Annotated in this window: 17 protein-coding genes; 6 read left to right on the top strand and 11 right to left on the bottom strand. The window is 66.8% G+C overall.

The annotated features are described in order from the left end of the window. Window positions 1-86 precede the first annotated feature (86 nt). From B4M43_RS13330 to B4M43_RS13310, 5 genes are all read right to left on the bottom strand, one after another. A complete protein-coding gene (locus B4M43_RS13330) occupies window positions 87-284 on the bottom strand; it encodes a hypothetical protein (protein WP_296267810.1) in 198 nt (65 codons plus the stop codon). A gap of 144 nt (window positions 285-428) precedes the next feature. Next, window positions 429-1,502, bottom strand: coding sequence for a lipocalin-like domain-containing protein (locus B4M43_RS13325; protein ID WP_296267809.1), 1,074 nt, complete (start codon window positions 1,500-1,502; stop codon window positions 429-431). After that, a complete protein-coding gene (locus tag B4M43_RS13320) occupies window positions 1,492-3,963 on the bottom strand; it encodes an ABC transporter permease (protein WP_296267807.1) in 2,472 nt (823 codons plus the stop codon). Before B4M43_RS13320 ends, B4M43_RS13325 begins: the two co-directional genes overlap by 11 nt. Further along, complete coding sequence (locus B4M43_RS13315) at window positions 3,960-4,628, bottom strand: ABC transporter ATP-binding protein (RefSeq protein ID WP_296267805.1); 669 nt, start codon at window positions 4,626-4,628, stop codon at window positions 3,960-3,962. The genes B4M43_RS13320 and B4M43_RS13315 overlap by 4 nt, the downstream gene beginning before the upstream one ends. Window positions 4,629-4,856: 228 nt before the next feature. Further along, the gene (locus B4M43_RS13310; RefSeq protein ID WP_296267803.1) at window positions 4,857-5,738 is read right to left on the bottom strand and encodes a LysR substrate-binding domain-containing protein; all 882 of its coding nucleotides are present in this window, start codon (window positions 5,736-5,738) and stop codon (window positions 4,857-4,859) included. Between the two features lie 142 nt (window positions 5,739-5,880). Between B4M43_RS13310 and B4M43_RS13305 the strand changes: the two genes are divergently transcribed. Next, on the top strand, window positions 5,881-6,198 hold the full coding sequence (locus B4M43_RS13305; RefSeq protein WP_296267801.1) for a DUF2388 domain-containing protein: 318 nt from the start codon (window positions 5,881-5,883) through the stop codon (window positions 6,196-6,198). 65 nt (window positions 6,199-6,263) lie between these two features. Here the strand turns inward: B4M43_RS13305 and B4M43_RS13300 are convergent, their stop codons facing one another. After that, on the bottom strand, window positions 6,264-7,316 hold the full coding sequence (locus tag B4M43_RS13300; protein ID WP_296267798.1) for an NAD(P)-dependent alcohol dehydrogenase: 1,053 nt from the start codon (window positions 7,314-7,316) through the stop codon (window positions 6,264-6,266). 209 nt (window positions 7,317-7,525) lie between these two features. Between B4M43_RS13300 and B4M43_RS13295 the strand changes: the two genes are divergently transcribed. After that, on the top strand, window positions 7,526-8,425 hold the full coding sequence (locus B4M43_RS13295; RefSeq protein ID WP_296267796.1) for an AraC family transcriptional regulator: 900 nt from the start codon (window positions 7,526-7,528) through the stop codon (window positions 8,423-8,425). Window positions 8,426-8,428: 3 nt separating this feature from the next. Here the strand turns inward: B4M43_RS13295 and B4M43_RS13290 are convergent, their stop codons facing one another. Continuing rightward, a complete protein-coding gene (locus B4M43_RS13290) occupies window positions 8,429-9,229 on the bottom strand; it encodes a substrate-binding periplasmic protein (RefSeq protein ID WP_296267794.1) in 801 nt (266 codons plus the stop codon). Between the two features lie 195 nt (window positions 9,230-9,424). Between B4M43_RS13290 and B4M43_RS13285 the strand changes: the two genes are divergently transcribed. From B4M43_RS13285 to B4M43_RS13275, 3 genes are all read left to right on the top strand, one after another. Beyond that, window positions 9,425-9,700: a peptidylprolyl isomerase gene (locus tag B4M43_RS13285; RefSeq protein ID WP_296267792.1), complete on the top strand. Its 276-nt coding sequence runs from the start codon at window positions 9,425-9,427 to the stop codon at window positions 9,698-9,700. 171 nt (window positions 9,701-9,871) lie between these two features. Beyond that, window positions 9,872-10,684: an AraC family transcriptional regulator gene (locus B4M43_RS13280; protein WP_296267790.1), complete on the top strand. Its 813-nt coding sequence runs from the start codon at window positions 9,872-9,874 to the stop codon at window positions 10,682-10,684. Window positions 10,685-10,940: 256 nt separating this feature from the next. Then, entirely contained in the window at window positions 10,941-11,558 is a 618-nt protein-coding gene (locus B4M43_RS13275; protein WP_296267787.1) for a LysE family translocator, read from the top strand. 440 nt (window positions 11,559-11,998) lie between these two features. Here B4M43_RS13275 and B4M43_RS13270 read toward each other — a convergent pair whose 3' ends face one another. The 4 genes from B4M43_RS13270 to B4M43_RS13255 all read right to left on the bottom strand — a co-directional run bounded on the left by B4M43_RS13270 (window position 11,999) and on the right by B4M43_RS13255 (window position 16,699). Then, complete coding sequence (locus tag B4M43_RS13270) at window positions 11,999-12,502, bottom strand: methylated-DNA--[protein]-cysteine S-methyltransferase (RefSeq protein ID WP_296267785.1); 504 nt, start codon at window positions 12,500-12,502, stop codon at window positions 11,999-12,001. A 485-nt stretch (window positions 12,503-12,987) separates the two neighbouring features. Beyond that, the gene (locus B4M43_RS13265; protein WP_296267783.1) at window positions 12,988-15,195 is read right to left on the bottom strand and encodes a xanthine dehydrogenase family protein molybdopterin-binding subunit; all 2,208 of its coding nucleotides are present in this window, start codon (window positions 15,193-15,195) and stop codon (window positions 12,988-12,990) included. Next, a complete protein-coding gene (locus B4M43_RS13260; RefSeq protein WP_296267781.1) occupies window positions 15,192-16,184 on the bottom strand; it encodes an FAD binding domain-containing protein in 993 nt (330 codons plus the stop codon). Before B4M43_RS13260 ends, B4M43_RS13265 begins: the two co-directional genes overlap by 4 nt. Next, on the bottom strand, window positions 16,181-16,699 hold the full coding sequence (locus B4M43_RS13255) for a (2Fe-2S)-binding protein (RefSeq protein ID WP_296267779.1): 519 nt from the start codon (window positions 16,697-16,699) through the stop codon (window positions 16,181-16,183). Before B4M43_RS13255 ends, B4M43_RS13260 begins: the two co-directional genes overlap by 4 nt. Window positions 16,700-16,788: 89 nt before the next feature. Here B4M43_RS13255 and B4M43_RS13250 point away from each other — a divergent pair, with 89 nt between their 5' ends. Further along, a complete protein-coding gene (locus B4M43_RS13250) occupies window positions 16,789-17,400 on the top strand; it encodes a nucleotidyltransferase family protein (RefSeq protein WP_296267777.1) in 612 nt (203 codons plus the stop codon). Window positions 17,401-17,470 lie beyond the last annotated feature (70 nt).

The following is a 17,470-nucleotide window of genomic DNA, read 5'->3' as shown; positions in this document are numbered from 1 at the left end:
GTTCTTCTATGGGGTTCCAACGCGTTGACCGTCTGCCTCGCGGTAACGCGCCATCGAGCGTTGTGACCCCCTCGCATCTCTCGAACTCAGCCCAGGCAATTGCGCCGGCTGCATTCGGCCTCGGCTTCCGGCCGGTCCTTCAGGCTCAGCGGCAGACGTTGTTTCTCAAGTGTGTCGTACAGGTCGAATCGCGGATTGCACAGACTGGCCCACGCCCGAGCCCGACGTTTGTGGATGTCTTTTTCGACGGGCAATGCCGGTACGATGACGAAACGTTGTTGCATAAGCGCCCCCCTGGCAATGCCTAACTATTAGCCTGACCATTGGTAGCCTTCAAGCTCACTCATAGTAAGCCGACAGGCGGCGTCAATCCAAGTGCGCTTTGCCACGCTTCCATGTTCGTTGCGCAACGGGAGATGCCAAAAGCATCATCCTGGCGGCGCGTAGCCGGTCATCTCCAGATACCCGCGCCCGCCGCTACTCCCCTCAATGCGCACCGGGCCTTCCCAGTAGGGGAACCGCGTGTGCATCCAGGCCTGCGGTTCCAACGCCTTGACTTGAATGTCCAGTCGTTTGCCCGGTACCTGCACGCGCCATTGGGTTGGTACCACCTGGCCTTCACGTTGACGCGTGGAGGCTTGTGGCGTTAGCTGGATCTGCTCGCCCTGCAAAGGCTCGCTCCGGCCGTCGGCACCGATCCAGGTGCCGGCGCGGTAGGGTTTGCCGCGGTCCTGGCGCACCTGGAACAGCATCAGTTTGGCGCCGCCGTCCAGGTGCAGGGAGAACCAGTCCCACCCCGACTGCCCGGCCGCCAGGGGCTGGCTGCTCCACTCGCGGTCGAGCCAGGCGTCGCCGGTGACCGGGATGCGCTGGCCGTCACGCTCCACGACCCCGCTGACCTGGTAGAAGGGCTGGCTGTAGTAGTACGACGCCTGGCCCTGGCCGGACTTCTCGCTGTAGCCTTGGTCGCCGTGCAGCACCAGCGGCTTTTGGCTGGCGAGGTTGAGGTCGTAGGCGAACCCTTGGCCCTGAGCGCGCATGTTCAGGTCGCGGATCTGCGCGTCGCCGGTCAGCGCCCAGTCGTCGATCCAGGCGCGCAGCGGCGCGTCCTGCACGCCGGCCTGGCCGATGCCGCCGCGGGCCAGGCGCTCGCTGGACTGGTGCCCGCCAGGCCCGGTCAGCGCGGCGTGGGCCATCCACACGTTGGCGCTGCTCCAACCAGGCTCGACCGCACCTGGGCGCAGCGCCGAACGGAACAGCGTCCATTGCACGCCCCAGTCGCGGCCCTGGGCGTCGCGCAGGTTGGCGGTGACGTACCACCATTCGATGCGAAAGCCGTCGTGCGCGCCGTGGTCGCGTGGGAACACTAGAGGCACCCCGCGCTGCACTTGGGTATAGGCGGCCGCTTCCTGGCCGAGGCCGGCGTAGCTGCGCGGGGTCGATTCAGGCGCGTCGCATCCGGCCAGGAGCAGGCCGAGCAGCAGGCAGCATTCACGCTTCATGGGTGAAGGTCCTCAACAGGTCGGCCGGCTGGCGACGCGCCAGTTGCCAGAGCGGCCAGGCGCTGGCCGCCAGGCTGGTAAACAGGCCAAGGCCTGCCAGTTGCAGCAGTTGCCCGGGGAAGATCATCAACGGCAGGCGCCAGCCGAAGGCCTGCACGTTGACCACTGCCACCAGACACCAGGCCAGCAACAGCCCCAAGGGCATGGCCAGGAGTACGGTGAGGCTGGCCAGCAGCAGCGTTTGCCCAAGGGACAGGCCGATCAGACGCAAGCGCCCTACCCCCAATGCCCATAGCGGCGCCAATTGCCCGAGGCGGCTCTGACCGAGGGTCAGCAGGCTGATGAACAAAGCCAGGCCAGCCACGCCGAGGGTCAGGGTATTGAGCGCCGCGGTGGCGGCGAAGGTACGGCTGAACACCTCAGTCGACCACGCCTTCAAAGTAGCCTGCTGCACCAGACGGCTCGGCCCCAGCTCGAAGCGCTGTTGCAGCTGTTGCTGCAACGGGGTCAGCTGCCCAGGCGCCACGGCCACGGCGATGCCGCTGAGGCTGGCTTGCGGCACATGGGCGCGCAGCCAGGGCGCGCCGACCAGCACATGGCCTTTTGGGTTGCCGTAGTCGGCGTACAGCCCGACCACGGTCAGCGGTCGTGGGGCGGCGCCGTTCGCGACGGGCAGCTCGACGCTGTCGCCCAGCTCCACGCGCAGACGGCGCGCCAATTGCTCGCTGAGCATCAGCCCAGTGCCGGCGGCCAACTGCGTCCAAGCATCGTCCCGTTGCGCCAGAAGCGGCCAATGCCGGCTGTACCAGGGTGCATCGACGATTCCCTGCACCTGCGCCGGCCACTGTTGCAAGCGCAGTTCGGTGCGCCAGGTGGGCAGGCGCGCGGTCACGCCGGGCTGCTCGGCCAGCCAGCGGTCGATGGCCTCGGCCTGCTCGCTGTCGCGCGGCGTCAGGTACAGGTCGGCGGACAGGCGCTGATCGAGCCACCCGGTGAAGGTGCGGCGAAAGCCTTCGGTCATGCTGCCCACGCCGACGCTGGCGGCCAGGGCCAGCAGCAACGCCATCAGCGCCAGGCTCAGCGCGGGCAACTGCTGCCGGCTGTCGGCGACGAACCACTGCGCCAGCGGCCGTCGGCACAAGCGCGCCAGCCCCGCCAACAGAAGATCGAGCAGCAGCGGCAACAGCAGCGCCGCCGACAGCATCAGGCAGGCCATCAACGTGAAAGCGCTGGGCAGCCCCTGCCCCCAGGCCCAGCAACCGACGGCGACCAGTGCCAGTCCTAGCGAGGCCAAGGCCTGGCGACGCAGCCATGGCCCCTGGGCCCGGCGCCAGGCTTGCGCCTGGGCCAAGGCCAGCAGCGGCAGTCGGGCGGCACGCCAGACCGCGCTGATGCCGGCCAGCAAGGCGCCGGCCACGCTGACCAGCAGACCACTGGCCCACCAGGCCGGCGACAGGCTCAATTGCCCGGCCACTTGCGCGCCGTACAGGCCGCGCATGCTAGCGGCTACGTCAGGCAGCAAGGCGGCCGCCAACAGGTAGCCGCCCGCCACACCGGCCAGCCCGCCGAGCACGGCGAACAGGCCGAGTTCGAGCGCCAGCGCGGCCAGTACCGTGCGCAGGTTGACGCCGCAGGCGCGCAAGGTGCGGATCAGGCCGCGACGCTGTTCCAAGGCCAGGCCGATGGCCGCATGGGCGATGAACAGGCCCACCACGAACGCCAGCAGGCCCAGCGCCGTGAGGTTCAGGTGGAAGCTTTCGGTCAGCCGCTGCAAGTCGCCGTCGTCCTCGGCGGGCGCCACGCGAAGTTGCGCGTCGAACTCGCTCGGCAAAGGCCGTGCAGCACCGTCCAACAACAACCGCGACACCTGCCCCGGCGCCTGCAAGACGCGCTGCGCCTGGCCGATGTCGACGATGACCACGCCCGGCGCCAGGCCCGCCTGCACGTGCAGGGGCGGCAAGCGGATGCCCTCGGCGGTGCTGGCGCTGTCGCCTTCGCGCAGTCCCAGTCGGCGCAAGGTGTCCGGGCCGATCCAGGTCTGCCCGTCAGCACCGATGAAGGCCGGCAGGTCGAAGCCTTCGGCGCGGGTGCCGGCCACGCTGAAGCCGCTGGGCAGGCTCAGAGGCTCGATGCCGATCAGGCGTACGCTCAGTTGCGCGTCGCCGGCCAGGGCGACGCGCCCTTCCAGCACCGGACTGACCGGCCAGCCGAGCAGGCGCAGGCGCACGTACAGGCTCTGGTCGAAATGCTCGTGGGTACGCCCCAGCAGTTGCACCTGGCTGGCCGTGCGCAGCACCGCGCTGGCCCGCGCGTAGTCGCTGCGCGCCTGGCTGTTGAGCGCCTGCACGCCGGTCCACAAGGTAGTGGCCAGGCACAGGCCGAGAAAAATGCTCACCCCTTGCAGGCGGTGCCGGCGCCAATGGCTGAGCAGCGTGTGCAGGGCGATGCGCAAGGCGTTCATCGGCACGGCTCGGGCAGTACCCGTCCGGCCTGCAAGCGGCAACGCAGTTGCAAGCGCTCGGCCAGACGTTCGCTGTGGGTGACCATCAGCACGCTGCTGCCAGCCTCCTCGATCAATTGCAGCATCAGCGCCAGCACTTCTTCGCTGCTGCCTTCGTCGAGGCTGCCGGTGGGTTCGTCGGCCAACAACAGCGCCGGGCGCCCAGCCAGCGCGCGGGCGATGGCCACGCGCTGCTGCTGCCCGCCCGAGAGCTGCTCGGGGTAGCGCCGCAACAGCATATTCAAGCCCAGGCGTTCGGCCAGATAGGTGGCCCAGGTGGGGTCGTGACGTTCGGCCAGGCGCGCCTGGAAGCTGAGGTTGCTGGCCACGTCCAGGCTGGGGATGAGGTTGTACTGCTGGAACACCAGGCCGATGGATTCGCGCCGCCACTGCGCAAGCCCCGCCTCGCTGCGCGCATCGAGGGCTTGGCCGTGGATGAGGATGCGCCCGCTGTCGGCCCGGTCCAGGCCAGCGATCAGGTGCAGCAAGGTGCTCTTGCCGCTCCCCGATTCGCCCATCAAGGCCAGGCTGCTGTGGGCGTCGAGGTGCAGATCGACGCCTTGCAGCACCGGCAACGGGCCCTGCGCCGTGGGATAGGTTTTGTGCAGCTTTTCGATGAGCAGCATGGGGCGTCCTTGGGAGTGAACGGGCGAGGCGAGCGGTCGGCTCGCCCGATGACAATTGCGCAGCGCTGGGCCGCGATGGGCTGCAAAGCGGCCCCGGTCATTGACCTTCGGTTCAACGAACGGCATTGCCGATCACGCCTTTTGTGCAGACCCGCGAGGCCGATTCGGGGCGCTGGCCGTAGGCACCTTCCAGATGGACTCTGCGCAGGCCGAGGGGTGCGGTCGGGATCAGCCGGCGGCGCCGTGCAGCAGATCGCCGAGCACCTCGGCCAGGGCCTTGACCATGACGTCGGCGGTAGGACGATGGACCAGGACGATCTCATAGCTGTCCACCTCGGGCAGCCCTTCCCCGGCGCCCAGCACGCGGTGCATGGTTGTCGCCGCGCGCGGCGGCAGCAGGCTGATGCCCATGCCGTCGGCTACCGCCGCCTGCAAGCCGCTGAGGCTGGAACTGGTGAAGCTGATGCGCCACGCACGGCCCATGGCTTCCAGCGCGTTGATCATGTCGTCGCGGTACAACCCGCGCGGCGGAAAGGTCACCAGGGGCACAGGATCGAGGCCGAAGGCCGGTGCGTGGGCGCTGTCGACCCATTGCAGGCGCTCGGGCCAGCGCGCCACGCTGTCGCGGGCGTTGCGCCGCTGCTTGAGCAGGACCAGGTCGAGCTCGCCGTTGTCGTAGGCCTGGCTGAGGTCGCGGCACAGGCCGCTGGTGACTTCGAGCTTGACCTGCGCATGCTGCCGGGCGAACGCCGCCAGGGCGGTGGTCGTGGGGCCGCCGACGAAGTCTTCCGGCACACCCAGGCGCACGGTCACCCCGACCCGCGCGCCGGCCAGGGCTTCGAGCATCTGGTCGTTGAGCGCGAGCATGTGCCGGGCGTAACCGAGCAAGGTCTGCCCGGCGTCGGTGGGCAGCACGTCGCGGTTGCCGCGCACCAGCAAGCGGTGGCCGACCATGTCTTCCAGGCGGCGGACTTTCTGGCTGATGGTCGATTGGGTGGAATGCAGGCGCGCGGCGGCGGTGGTGAAGCTGCCGCAGTCGGCGACTACCACTACAGCGCGCAGCAAGTCGAGATCGAACAAGGCTCTATTGGCTTGGGTGATGGCAGGCATGGGGGCATCGCGCTGGCAAATGGCAGGTGGGGTTCTAGCACGCCAACCCTGGGACGGCAACGGCGGTTGAACTCACCCCCCGTTCGGGGCTCAAAAAGGCGTGTCCATTCTCGGCACCCCTATTCCTTCCGGAGGTTTCGCCATGCGTCAGCTCATTCTCGTTCCTGCTCTCATGCTCCTGTTGCCTGCCGGCGCAGCCTTTGCCCGTGTCGATGGCCGTGATGTCGCCACCTCGGCCGGTGTATCCGCGTCGCTCTACTCCACCTTCAAAGACGACAAGCGCATCCTGCCAGCCCGTGACGACCTGTCGGCCTTCGTCGCCAGCGGTGGCGCGATCCGTGGTGCCTACGTCGAGTCGGCCCTGCAGCAAGTGCGCCAGGCCAACCCGGGCCTGCAGATCGGTGACGAAGAACTGGCCCAGGCCATTCTGTCGCAGGACGATCCGCTCGCCGCCAACTGAGTCGGGCAAAACGAAAAAAGCCCGGTGCCACCGTAATGGCCCCGGGCTTTTTCATGCCTGCGCGATCAGGCTTTCAAGGTAGCCATGTCGATCACGAAGCGATACTTCACGTCGCCCGCGATCATGCGTTCGTAGGCTTGATTGATGTTGCGGATGTCGAGCATCTCGATGTCGCAGCTGACGTTGTGCTTCGCGCAGAAGTCCAGCACTTCCTGGGTTTCGGCGATGCCGCCGATCAAGGAACCGGCGATCACCCGACGCTTGAGCACCAGGTTGGCGGCATGTACCGGTGGCTCGATCGGTTCGATCAGGCCGACCAGGATGTGCACGCCGTCGAAGGTCAGGGTTTCCAGGTAGGGGTTGAGGTCGTGCTGGACCGGGATGGTGTCGAGCAGGAAGTCGAAGCGGCCGGCGGCGGCGCGCATCTGCGCGTCGTCGGTGGACACGATCACATGGTCGGCGCCCTGGCGACGGGCTTCGTCGGCTTTGGCCTGGGAACGGGTGAACAGCGTCACTTCGGCGCCCAGGGCCTTGGCCAGCTTGATGCCCATGTGGCCCAGGCCGCCCATGCCGAGGATGCCGACCTTGTGCCCAGGGCCCACGCCGTGGTGCTTGAGCGGCGAGTAGGTGGTGATGCCGGCGCACAGGATCGGCGCCGCAGCGGCCGGGTCCAGGCCTTCGGGAATGCGCACCACGAAGTGCTCGCTGACCACGATGCTGCTGGAGTAGCCGCCCATGGTGTTGCTGCCGTCGACCCGGTCGGGGGTGGCGTAGGTCATGGTCGGGCCTTGCTCGCAGTACTGCTCGAGGTCCGCCTGGCAGGCCTTGCAGCTACGGCAGGAATCGACCATGCAGCCGACGCCTACCATGTCGCCGACCTGGTAGGCAGTGACGTCGCTACCGACTGCGGTCACGCGGCCGATGATCTCGTGGCCGGGCATCAGCGGGTAGACGGCGATGCCCCACTCGTTGCGAGCCTGGTGGATGTCGGAGTGGCACACGCCGCAGTAGAGGATGTCGAGGGCGACATCGTCCGGGCGTGGGCTGCGGCGCTCGAACTTCATGGGCGCCAGAGGGCTGGTGGGGGTTTGGGCGGCGTAACCGATGGCGGTGTACATGCTGGACCTCGCGGACAAAGTGGCAGACGGAAATCGTTACAAACGAAGTAAATCATTTCAGGTGAAGCATTGTGCCCATTCGGACCACGGCAGCCCATTGCAGATTCTCCGGGAGGCTTGCCTGATTCTCCGAAAATTTTCTTCTGCCACTGGCGCAATAGGTTCAATCTGCGATGATCCGCCTGTCTGATTCTCTACCTGGGTTTTCCATGCAGCTTACCCGTCATGTCGATGCCAACGCGCGGCTGTGCGAACTGATCGGCGCCCTCACCACACGGCCCGGCTTCGTGCCCACGCACCTGCCGCAGGTGCAGGTACTGAGTTGGGACCACTACGTGGCCAGCAGTCCGCAGATCTACGAGCCGAGCCTGATGATCCTCGCCCAGGGCAGCAAGCTGGCGCGCCTGGGGCCGCGCACCTTGGAGTACGGTGCCGGGCATTACCTGGTGCAGGCGCTGTCGGTTCCGTTCATGTGCGAGACCTTCGCCACCCCCGATGCGCCGCTGTTGGGCGTGGCCGTGGACATCGACCGCAACGTGCTGGCCGAACTGGTGCAGCAACTGCCGCCTAGCGATCGCGTGCAGGCGCAGACGCCGCAGTCGATGACCTCGGCGGCCCTGGACGCGCCGATGCGCGCCAGCGTCGAACGGCTGCTGACCTGCCTGCAAGACCCGTTGGACGCCCAGGTGCTTGGCCCGGGCCGGGTGCGCGAAGTGCTCTACACCGCCCTGCGCGGCCCCCAGGCGGGCGTGCTGCGCGCGCTGGTGGAGCAACAGGGGCATTTCGCCAGGATCGGCGCGGCGTTGAGCTTTTTGCGCGAGCACTACCCAGAACCGCTCGGCGTCGAAGCCCTGGCCGAGCGCGCCAACATGAGCGTGTCGACCTTCCACGAACACTTCAAACGCTGCACGGAGCTGGCGCCGATGCAGTACCTCAAGCGCCTGCGCCTGCTCAAGGCGCAGCAGATGCTGCTGGGCGAAGGCGTCGGCGTGGCCCAGGCGGCGCACCGGGTGGGCTACCAGAGCACATCGCAGTTCAGCCGTGAGTATAAGCGCCAGTTCGCCCGCAGCCCCGGCGAAGAGCAGCCCTATCAAAGCCTGCCGGTGTGAGCCTTAGGGTTGGGCGGGCGGCTGGCTGTTCCAGCGTTCGAGGTTGTGCGTGACCCACTGCTCGGCCAGTTCGCCATCCACCAGCCCTTGCATCAGGGCCGACAGTTTTTCGCGCAAGGCCTGGGTGTTGCACGCTGAGGCCTTGGACAACGCCAGGTACAGGCCTTCGCTGGAGATGGGCGGCTCCAGCACGCGCAACGCTTGGTCGATCCCCAGACGTCGGGCCAGCGCGGCGCCGGGATAACGTTCGTAGATCAGGTAGTCGTTGCGCTTGTGCAGGAGTTTCTCGAAGGCCTGGTTGGCGCTGGGGACGGGCTCCAGGTCGAGGTTGGCCTGGGCATATTCATCGAAAGCCTGCCCATAGCTGTTGTCGACCAAAGTGCCCCCGGTGTGGCCTTTGAGGTCGGACCACTGCCGGTAGGCGAAAACCTCGTCACGGCGCACCCAGACCATGCTCGGTGTGGAAAGAAAGGCTGGCTGGATGAAGTCCACGTCCTGCTCGCGCTCGTCGGTGCGGAAATAACCGGCGATGCCATCGATACGGCCCAACCGCACCTCTTCCTGGGCCCGCGGCCAAGGTCCCGCATCGCGTACCTGTACGGTCAGCCCGAGCTTGCTGCCCAAGTAGTGCATCAGGTCGGCATTGGCGCCGATCAAGTGCCCGGGCACGTTCGGGTCGCGCCATAGATAGGGTGGGTATTCCGGGTTACCGGTCACGACGAGTTCGCTGCAGTGCTCCTGCGCCTGCGCGCACGCCAAGCCCATCAGCCAAACCACCAACCAACACGCGCGGCGCTCGAGCATCGACGACTTCCTTGGCAAAGGTCTGCGGACAGCATTGATGCTAGTACAGAGTGACTAGCCCATAGGTCGCGTCGAAACCGGGCTGTGAGCGATGTCTCATTTGCCTGGCGCTGGCCGTCGGGACAGCCGGCCAGGCACGCCCAGGCCACATTGGGCATAATGGCCGCCATTTTCCGTACGCCGCGCAGGACATCCATGAAAGCCCAAGCCCGCCACATCCTGGTCAAGACCGCCGCCGAGGCCGAACAGCTCAAGCAGCGCATCGACAAGGGCGAAGCCTTCGACGTGCTGGCCCGCAAGTTCTCGACCTGCCCTTCGGGCAAGCGAGGAGGCGATCTGGGCGAGATCCGGCCGGGGCAGATGGTCGGGGCCATCGACCAGGTGATCTTCAAGAAGCCGCTGCGGGTGGTGCATGGGCCGATCAAGAGCAAGTTCGGGTATCACTTGGTGCAGGTGTTCTATCGGGATTGAAGCAGAGCGCTCGAGTGTGACGCTGCAAAGCGCGCATACCCAGCGCTGCGGCGCCTACGACGCGATGCCCCTCAACAGCGGCTGTATCGATCGAGGCATGGCGTCGCGTGAGTGACCTGAACAGTCTTCAGGGAGTAGACTTTTCTTCTTTCAACACGCCCAGCGCTACCCATGCCCAGCAGCCAACACTGGCACGACCCTGCCCTGCCCTTCGTCGAGGCCCGTCGCGCCTGCGATAGCCGCGCCTGCTACAAAGCGCACAGCCACCCGACCTTCTCGATAGGCGCAGTGGATGCCGGGGTCAGCCATTTTCGCGGTGCCGGGCCCGGCAGCCAACGCCTGACGGCCGGCACGCTGGTGCTGGTGCCGGCGCAGCGGGTGCATGCCTGCAATCCCGAGCCGGGCGGCGCATGGAGTTACCAGATGCTGCATCTGGACGCCGAGTGGCTGCTGCGACTGCGGCACGAGCGTGGCATCGCCGTGCAAGGGGCCGGCACGGCGGCGCTGATCACGCGGGATGCAGCCCTGTACCGGCAGTTCTGCCAATTGACCGCTGTGTTGTTTTCCGAAGCCAGTGCCTTGGAGAAGGAAACCGCTCTGGTCGGTTTCATTGGCGAGCATGACGAACAGGCCTTCGCCCCCCTGCCCATGGCACCCGCCGAAGATGCCGCCGCGCTGAACCTGGAAGAAGGCTTACAGGGCTTGGCCGACGAGCGATTGGCGCATTTGAACCTGGAAGATCTGGCGCGCTGGGCCGGGCTGGGTCGCTATGCCTTGATCCGCGCCTGTCGCCGCGCGACTGGAATGACACCCCATGCCTGGCTGTTGAACGCGCGTATCAACCGGGCACGGGTGCTGCTGCGCCAGGGCGGCGATCTGGCGGAGGTCGCCTACCGTTTGGGATTTGCCGACCAGAGCCACTTCCAGCGGGTGTTCAAGGCCCATGCCGGAGCTACGCCGGGGGCATACCGCGCCGGGCGCTGAACGGTTTCGGTGGGGCGTCGGGCTGCGCGGAATCGATGCCCAGCGTGGCAATTACCGACGAGTACGATAAGTCCTGCGGTCCTCCACACTGGTCGGTTGGCGCTTTGCCTGGACGCGCGGGCTTGCACGGTCGAGCCGCTGGACTCCTAGCTTCCGCTTCGGGTCGGGCTGCGCCCTCCCGCTCGCACTATTGTTCAATACAACCCCTCCCGCCCTGCGCCACCCTGCGGCCTCACCCGTTCACGAGTCCGCCCCAATGGAACAGTTCCTACTCATCGCCCTTGCCCACTTCCTCGCGCTGCTGTCCCCCGGCCCGGACTTCTTCCTGGTGGTGCGCAATGCCGCAACGTCCGGCTGGCGCGTCGCCAGCGGCGCCTGCTTGGGGATCGCCCTGGCCAATGGCGTGTTCATCGGCATGGCCTTCGCCGGGCTGTCGCTGCTGCGTGAGGGCAGCGCGTTGTTCGTCGCCCTGCAACTGGCCGGCTGTGCCTATCTGCTGTACATCGGTGGCCTGTTCCTGCGCCATGCCGGCAAGCAATCGCCGTTGGCGGCCGACCCGACAACCGGCGCGCGGCGCGGCTGGTGGCGCAATCTGGGCGCGGGCTTCGTCTGCGCCATCCTCAACCCGAAGAACGCGTTGTTCTATGCAAGCCTGGCGAGCATGGTCAGCGCCAGCAGTCTGGGTTGGAAGCTGGTGTATGCGGGATGGATGTTCGGCATCGTGCTGCTGTGGGATTTGCTGGTGGCGGCGGCGTTTGGCCGGGACGCCGTGCGCTGGCGCTTCGACCGCGCCTTGCCGACGCTGCAACGGGTATCGGGGGCGATGCTGGTCGCGCTTGCGTTGGGGGTACTGGCACATTTGGCTGCGGCTTGAGCGCAAACTGGCAGGCGCTGTCGGCTCGGCGCTCCGATCAGCCGCTATGGGCCGCAAAGCGGCCCTAAGCCTGTAAGTGCGTTTGCCGGATTCTGCGCGGCGCATGGACTAGGGCGGCGATGCCGCCCATCGCGGCTGAAGCCGCTCCCACATGGCACAGACCTCCTGCGGCTGAGACCGCTCCGACATGGCACCAAACTCCTGCGGCTGAAGCTGCTGCAACATGGCACCGACCTCCTGTTGGAGCGGCTTCAGCCGCGATGGCCGGCACCGCCGGCCCAATGGCCATGACACCATCGACCTGGCATCAACGCATCGCCTGAGCAGGACCCGCTGTTGGGCGATGGCTGCAGCCCAGCTGGCTCCCGCATGGCTGCAGATGTCGGCTGCAGTGCTCGTGTCGTGGGCATTACAGGCACCGTCCACAGTGTCCGACCGGATCAGAGCGCCCCGCTCTGCACAGCCTGGCCGCCTTCGAGCTTGAGCAGTAATTGCTTGGCCGGCAGGCCGCCGGCGAAGCCGGTCAGGCGCCCGGAAGCGCCGATCACGCGGTGGCATGGCGCGACGATGGAAATGGGGTTGCGACCGTTGGCGGCACCGACGGCGCGCACAGCCTGGGGTTTGCCGATCTGGCGGGCGATTTCGCCGTAGCTGCGGGTTTCGCCGAACGGGATGGTCAACAACGCCGACCAGACTTCGCGCTGGAAATCGGTGCCGGTGAAGTCCAGCAGCAGGTCGAAACGCTGGCGCGAGCCTGCGAAATATTCGCCCAGTTGGCGCGCCGTTTCCTGCAACAGCGGGTGCTCGTCGTCGCGCTGCAAAGCACCCAGACGCACGCGGTTCTCACGCTCGTTCTCCCAGAGCACGGCAGCGAGATGTTCGTTGCGTGCCACCAGCGTGAGCACGCCTACGGGCGAGGCCATCAGGGTGTAGATGCAGGACATGGGAGAACTCCGCCAATTGAACACATACCAGAGCAAAGGCAGCCGCCGCGGGCGGCCCGTTTTTCGAAGGGTGCACCAAGCTATCAGGTCGGCGTGAGGTTTGCGACTAACGGCCAGCGAGCGCTTGCGCGTTCTGGAGCCACCCCGACCTAACTGGAGACGTATGCAGAAAGGGCCAACCGGCGCGGCGCTTCGGTTCACTCGCCAAGCACCTAGCGAGAGGCCGAATGCGACCAACGTGGTGTCGATCAGGCCTTGAGGGCCAAGGTTGCAGTACGGTCCATTTGCAGTTGCGAAAGAAGGTTCAAGCGAGGCGCGTAGCTCAATCAAGGGTTAGGACAAAAACCGCAGTACGCACTGTTGCAGTTGCGCTCGGAGATTAAAGCGAGGGCCGCGCTGCGGCCCATCGAAGTTTCAATCAAGCATTCGAACGAGGGCCACAGGGCGGCCCATCGCCAGTGCGGCGCAATGCTGCGCCTGATCGCTTAACCCAGCACCTTGTCCACAGTCAGCGGATAATCACGAATCCGGCGCCCGGTCGCGTGGTACAGCGCGTTGGAGATGGCCGCAGCCACTCCCACCACACCGATCTCGCCCACACCTTTGGAGCCCAGTTCGTTGACGATGTCGTCCGGCTCATCGACGAAGACCACGTCCACCTCACCCATGTCGGCGTTCACCGGGATGTGGTACTCGGCCAGGTTGTGGTTCATGGTGCGACCCAGGTTATGGTCGACCTCGGCCTGCTCATGCAGCGCCATGCCCACGCCCCACACCACGCCACCGAGAATCTGGCTGCGCGCGGTCTTGGGGTTGATGACCCGGCCTGCCGCCACGGCGCTGACCACTCGGCTCACACGCACGGTGCCCAGCGCCTCGTCGACACGCACCTCGACGAACACCGCCGAATGGGTGGCGCAGGCGAAGCCCTGGCGCTTGGAGCCCGGTTCGGCAGTGATCTGCACTTCCAAGGCGTCGTCGTCGGCGCCCTGGAGCAGCGCGTCGAGATCGAACGCCTGCTCGCCCACGTGCAGCCGCCCTTCATGCACCTGGAAGTCTTCCGCCGCAGCCTTGGCCAGCTCGGGGAAGCGCGACTTGGCAAGCTCCACCAGTTTGCCGCGCAGCAACTGACAGGCCTGGCGCACGGCCGAGCCCACCGACGACACGGTGAAGGAGCCGCCTTGCAGGGGCGCTGTGGGCAGCGAGCTGTCGCCGAGCTGGAAGGTCACGTCGTGCATGGCCATGCCGGCTGCGTCGGCTGCGATCTGGGTCATGACGGTGTAGGTGCCGGTGCCGATGTCGGTAGTGGCGCTGCTGACCCATAGTTTGCCGTTGGCATCGAGGCGTGCCTTGGCGCTGGCTTTCATCTGCATCGATTCCCAGACGCCACCGGCCATGCCCCAGCCGATCAGCTCGTCGCCTTCTTGCTGGCTGCGCGGCGCAGGGTTGCGCTGCTCCCAGCCGAAGCGGCGGGCGCCCTCTTCATAGCAGGCCAGCAGGGCCTTACTCGAATACGGCTTGCCTTCGTTGCCGTTGCTGTCGGCGAAGTTGATGCGGCGCAGGGCCACCGGATCGATGCCGACTTTTTCCGCCAACTCGTCCATGGCGCACTCCAGGCCGATCAGGCCCAGAGCCGCGCCTGGCGCGCGCATGTCCAGCGGGGTGTACACGTCCAAGGCCGCCAGCTTGTAGGTCATGGCGACGTTGTCGCAGCGGTAGAGCATGCCGCTCCATTCCACCACGTGCTCGCTGAAGTCTTCGAAACGCGAGGTCTGGCCGGTCGCGGTGTGGTGGATGGCCAGCAGGCGGCCTTCGCTGTCGGCGCCCAGTTCCAGCTTCTGCAACGTACGCGGACGGTAGCCGAAGGTGAACATCTGCTGCCGGGTCAGGGTGACGCGCACCGAGCGCTTGAGCTTGAGCGCGCCCATGACCGCCAAGGCCAACTGGTACTGCGGGCGCAGGCCCGAGCCGAAGGCCCCACCGACGAACGCGGCGCAGATGCGCACCTTTTCCTTGGGCAGCTCGAACACGCTGGTCACGTAGTCCTGGCTGTTTTGCGTGCCCTGGGTCTTGTCATGGATCAGCAGGCTGCCGTCGTCCTGGTAGATCGCCGTGGAGGCATGCGGCTCCATGGGGTTGTGGTGTTCGTTGGGCGTGCTGTATTCGGCGTCGATCGTGAAGGGTGCGGCCGCGTACGCCTTGGCGAAGTCGCCACGGGGCTTGGGCAGTTCGGCCGGGGCGTCGTAGGCCTTGTCGATCACAGCGCGCAGGTCGGTCTCATGGGGCTGGGTGTCGAACTCGAAGCGCACCAGGCTGCCGGCGTAGCGCGCCAGCTCCAGGTTCTCGGCGATCACCAAGGCCAGGGGTTGGCCGCTGTACAGCACGCGGTCGTTGAACAGCGGGCGGAACGGGTGACCGTCGGCAGCGTCGTCGTCCTGGTACGGCTCGTCGTCGCCCGCCATGGGGGGGCGGTTCTGGTGGTGAATGACCTCGACAACGCCTTCCAGCGCCAAGGCTGCGCTGCAATCGATGGAGCGGATGCGCCCTTTGGCGACGTTGCCGCAGACCACGCTGCCGTACAGCAAGCCTTCGTCCGGGTACTCACCGGCGTAGCGAGCCTTGCCCGTGACCTTGGCCGGGCCGTCGGTGCGGTCCAGCGGCTGCCCGCTGACGGGCTTTACATGCGCATTCATGAGGTGGCTCCTTGGCGCTGCTGGGCCTGGCCCAGGGCACGGATGATGGCGTTGTGCGCGAGCGTGACCTTGAAAGCGTTGTGTTCCAAAGGTTGCGCGCCTTGCAGCATGGCTTTGGCGATGTCGGCGTAGGTGGCGGCGGTGGCCGGCTGGCCTTTGAAGCGCGCTTCGAGTTCGGCGTCGCGCCAGGGTTTGTGCGCCACGCCGCCCAGGGCCAGGCGCAACTCACCGATGCGGTCGCCGTCCAGGGTCAGCGCCGCAGCCACCGATACCAGGGCGAAGGCGTAGGACGCGCGGTCACGGATCTTCAGGTAGCGCGCGTGCTTGGCGAAGCGCGGGGCCGGCAGCTCGACGGCGGTGATGAGCTCGTCTTCGGCCAGGCAGTTGTCGCGCTGGGGCTGGTCGCCCGGCAGACGATGGAACTCGGCGAATGGAATGTGTCGGGTGCCCTGTTTGCCCTGCACATGCACGGTCGCCTCCAGCGCTGCGAGTGCCACGCACATGTCGGAGGGATGGGTCGCGACGCACTGATCGCTGGCACCGAGGATCGCGTGGTTGCGATTGAGGCCGGTGCGCGCCGGGCAGCCGGTGCCGGGCTCGCGTTTGTTGCACGGGGTGCCGGTGTCGTAGAAGTACGGGCAGCGCGTGCGTTGCAGCAGGTTGCCGCCGGTGCTGGCCATGTTGCGCAACTGCGGCGAAGCGCCGGCGAGGATGGCCTCGGCGAGCAGCGGGTAGTCGGCCTGCACACGGGGGTGCTGGGCCAATTCGGCATTGCCCACCAGGGCACCGATGAGCAGGCCGCCGGTGGCGCTGGCACTCACCTCGCGCAGTGGCAGGCCGGTGATGTCGATCAGTTGTTCGGGCTGGGCGACGTTCTCTTTCATCAGGTCGAGCAGGTTGGTGCCGCCGGCGATGAAGCGCGCATTGGGGCCGGCCAGCTCTAAAGCGCTGGCGATGTCGGTGGGTTTGCTGTAGGCGAACGGAATCATGGCCGTGCCCCTCCCTGATCGCTGGCGATCATCTGCGGCAGCGCTTCTTCCACGGCCGCGACGATATTGCCGTAGGCGCCGCAGCGGCACAGGTTGCCGCTCATGCCTTCCTGGATCTCGGCGCGGCTCAGGGCCTTGCCTTCGCTGGCCAGGGCCACGGCCGAGCAGATCTGCCCTGGGGTGCAGTAGCCGCACTGGAAGGCGTCGTGGCGGATGAAGGCTTCCTGCAAGGGGTGCAGGCGGCCGTCTTCGGCCAGGCCTTCGATGGTGGTGATGCTGTCGCCCTGGCACATGATCGCCAGGGTCAGGCAGGCGTTGACCCGCTGGCCGTTGCGCAGCACGGTGCAGGCGCCGCACTGGCCGTGGTCGCAGCCTTTCTTGCTGCCGGTCAGGTCCAGGCGCTCGCGCAACAGGTCTAACAAGGTCAGCCAGGGCTGCACCTGCAGCGTCTGGCGCTTGCCGTTGATGGTCAGCTCAAGCGGCTGGCTGGCCGTAGTACAGTCGGAATCGCTCATCTCTCAAGCCTCACGGTCGGTATGCTGTCGTTATGTGCAGCCGCAGGCTGCTTATTCTGCTTATCAGAGTCCGACCGGGAGCCACTGGCATGCGTTCAAAGCAACTGAGTACCGTCTGCCCAGAAGGCGCCGCGACCTGCGCCGCATTGGTCCTGGCGGCGGGCCGCGGGCGCCGTTTCGGCAGCGACAAACGCCTGGCGCGGCTGGGCGACGGGCAGACCGTGCTGGCGACCACCGTGCGCCGCGCACAGGCGCAATTCGATGAGGTCTGGGTGGTCCTCGCCGGGCATGACGACGCGCAGGCGTTGGGCTTGCCGCACGGCGTGCGGGTGGTGCGCGCTCAGAACGCCGAGCAAGGCATGGGCGCGAGCCTGGCGGCGGGCGTGACGGCGATGCGGGAAAGCCAGGCCTGCGTGCTTGCGGTATTGTTGGGCGACATGCCCTGGCTGGCGGACGACACCCCATTGCGCTTGCGCGAAGCGGCGACGGCCGACTGCATCGTCCTGCCCTGCCGCGATGGCCGCCGCGGCCATCCGGTCCTGTTCGGCCGGCGATTCTGGCCCGAGCTGGAACAGGTCGGTGGCGATCAGGGCGGCCGAGCCGTGTTGCAAGCCCATCCGCAGGCCTGTCTCGACGTCGAGGTGGCCGACCCCGGCATCTGGCTCGACATCGACACGCCTGGCGACCTTGCAGGCCGCTAGGGGGCACCTCGACCAGCGCGCATTTGCCGGGTGAGCGTTTCCGAACCGATGCGGTTTGTATTATCGTGGC

It is taken from the genome of Pseudomonas sp. UBA6562 (assembly GCF_002434265.1).
GTDB lineage: Bacteria > Pseudomonadota > Gammaproteobacteria > Pseudomonadales > Pseudomonadaceae > Aquipseudomonas.
This window is presented reverse-complemented; position numbering and strand designations above follow the sequence as displayed.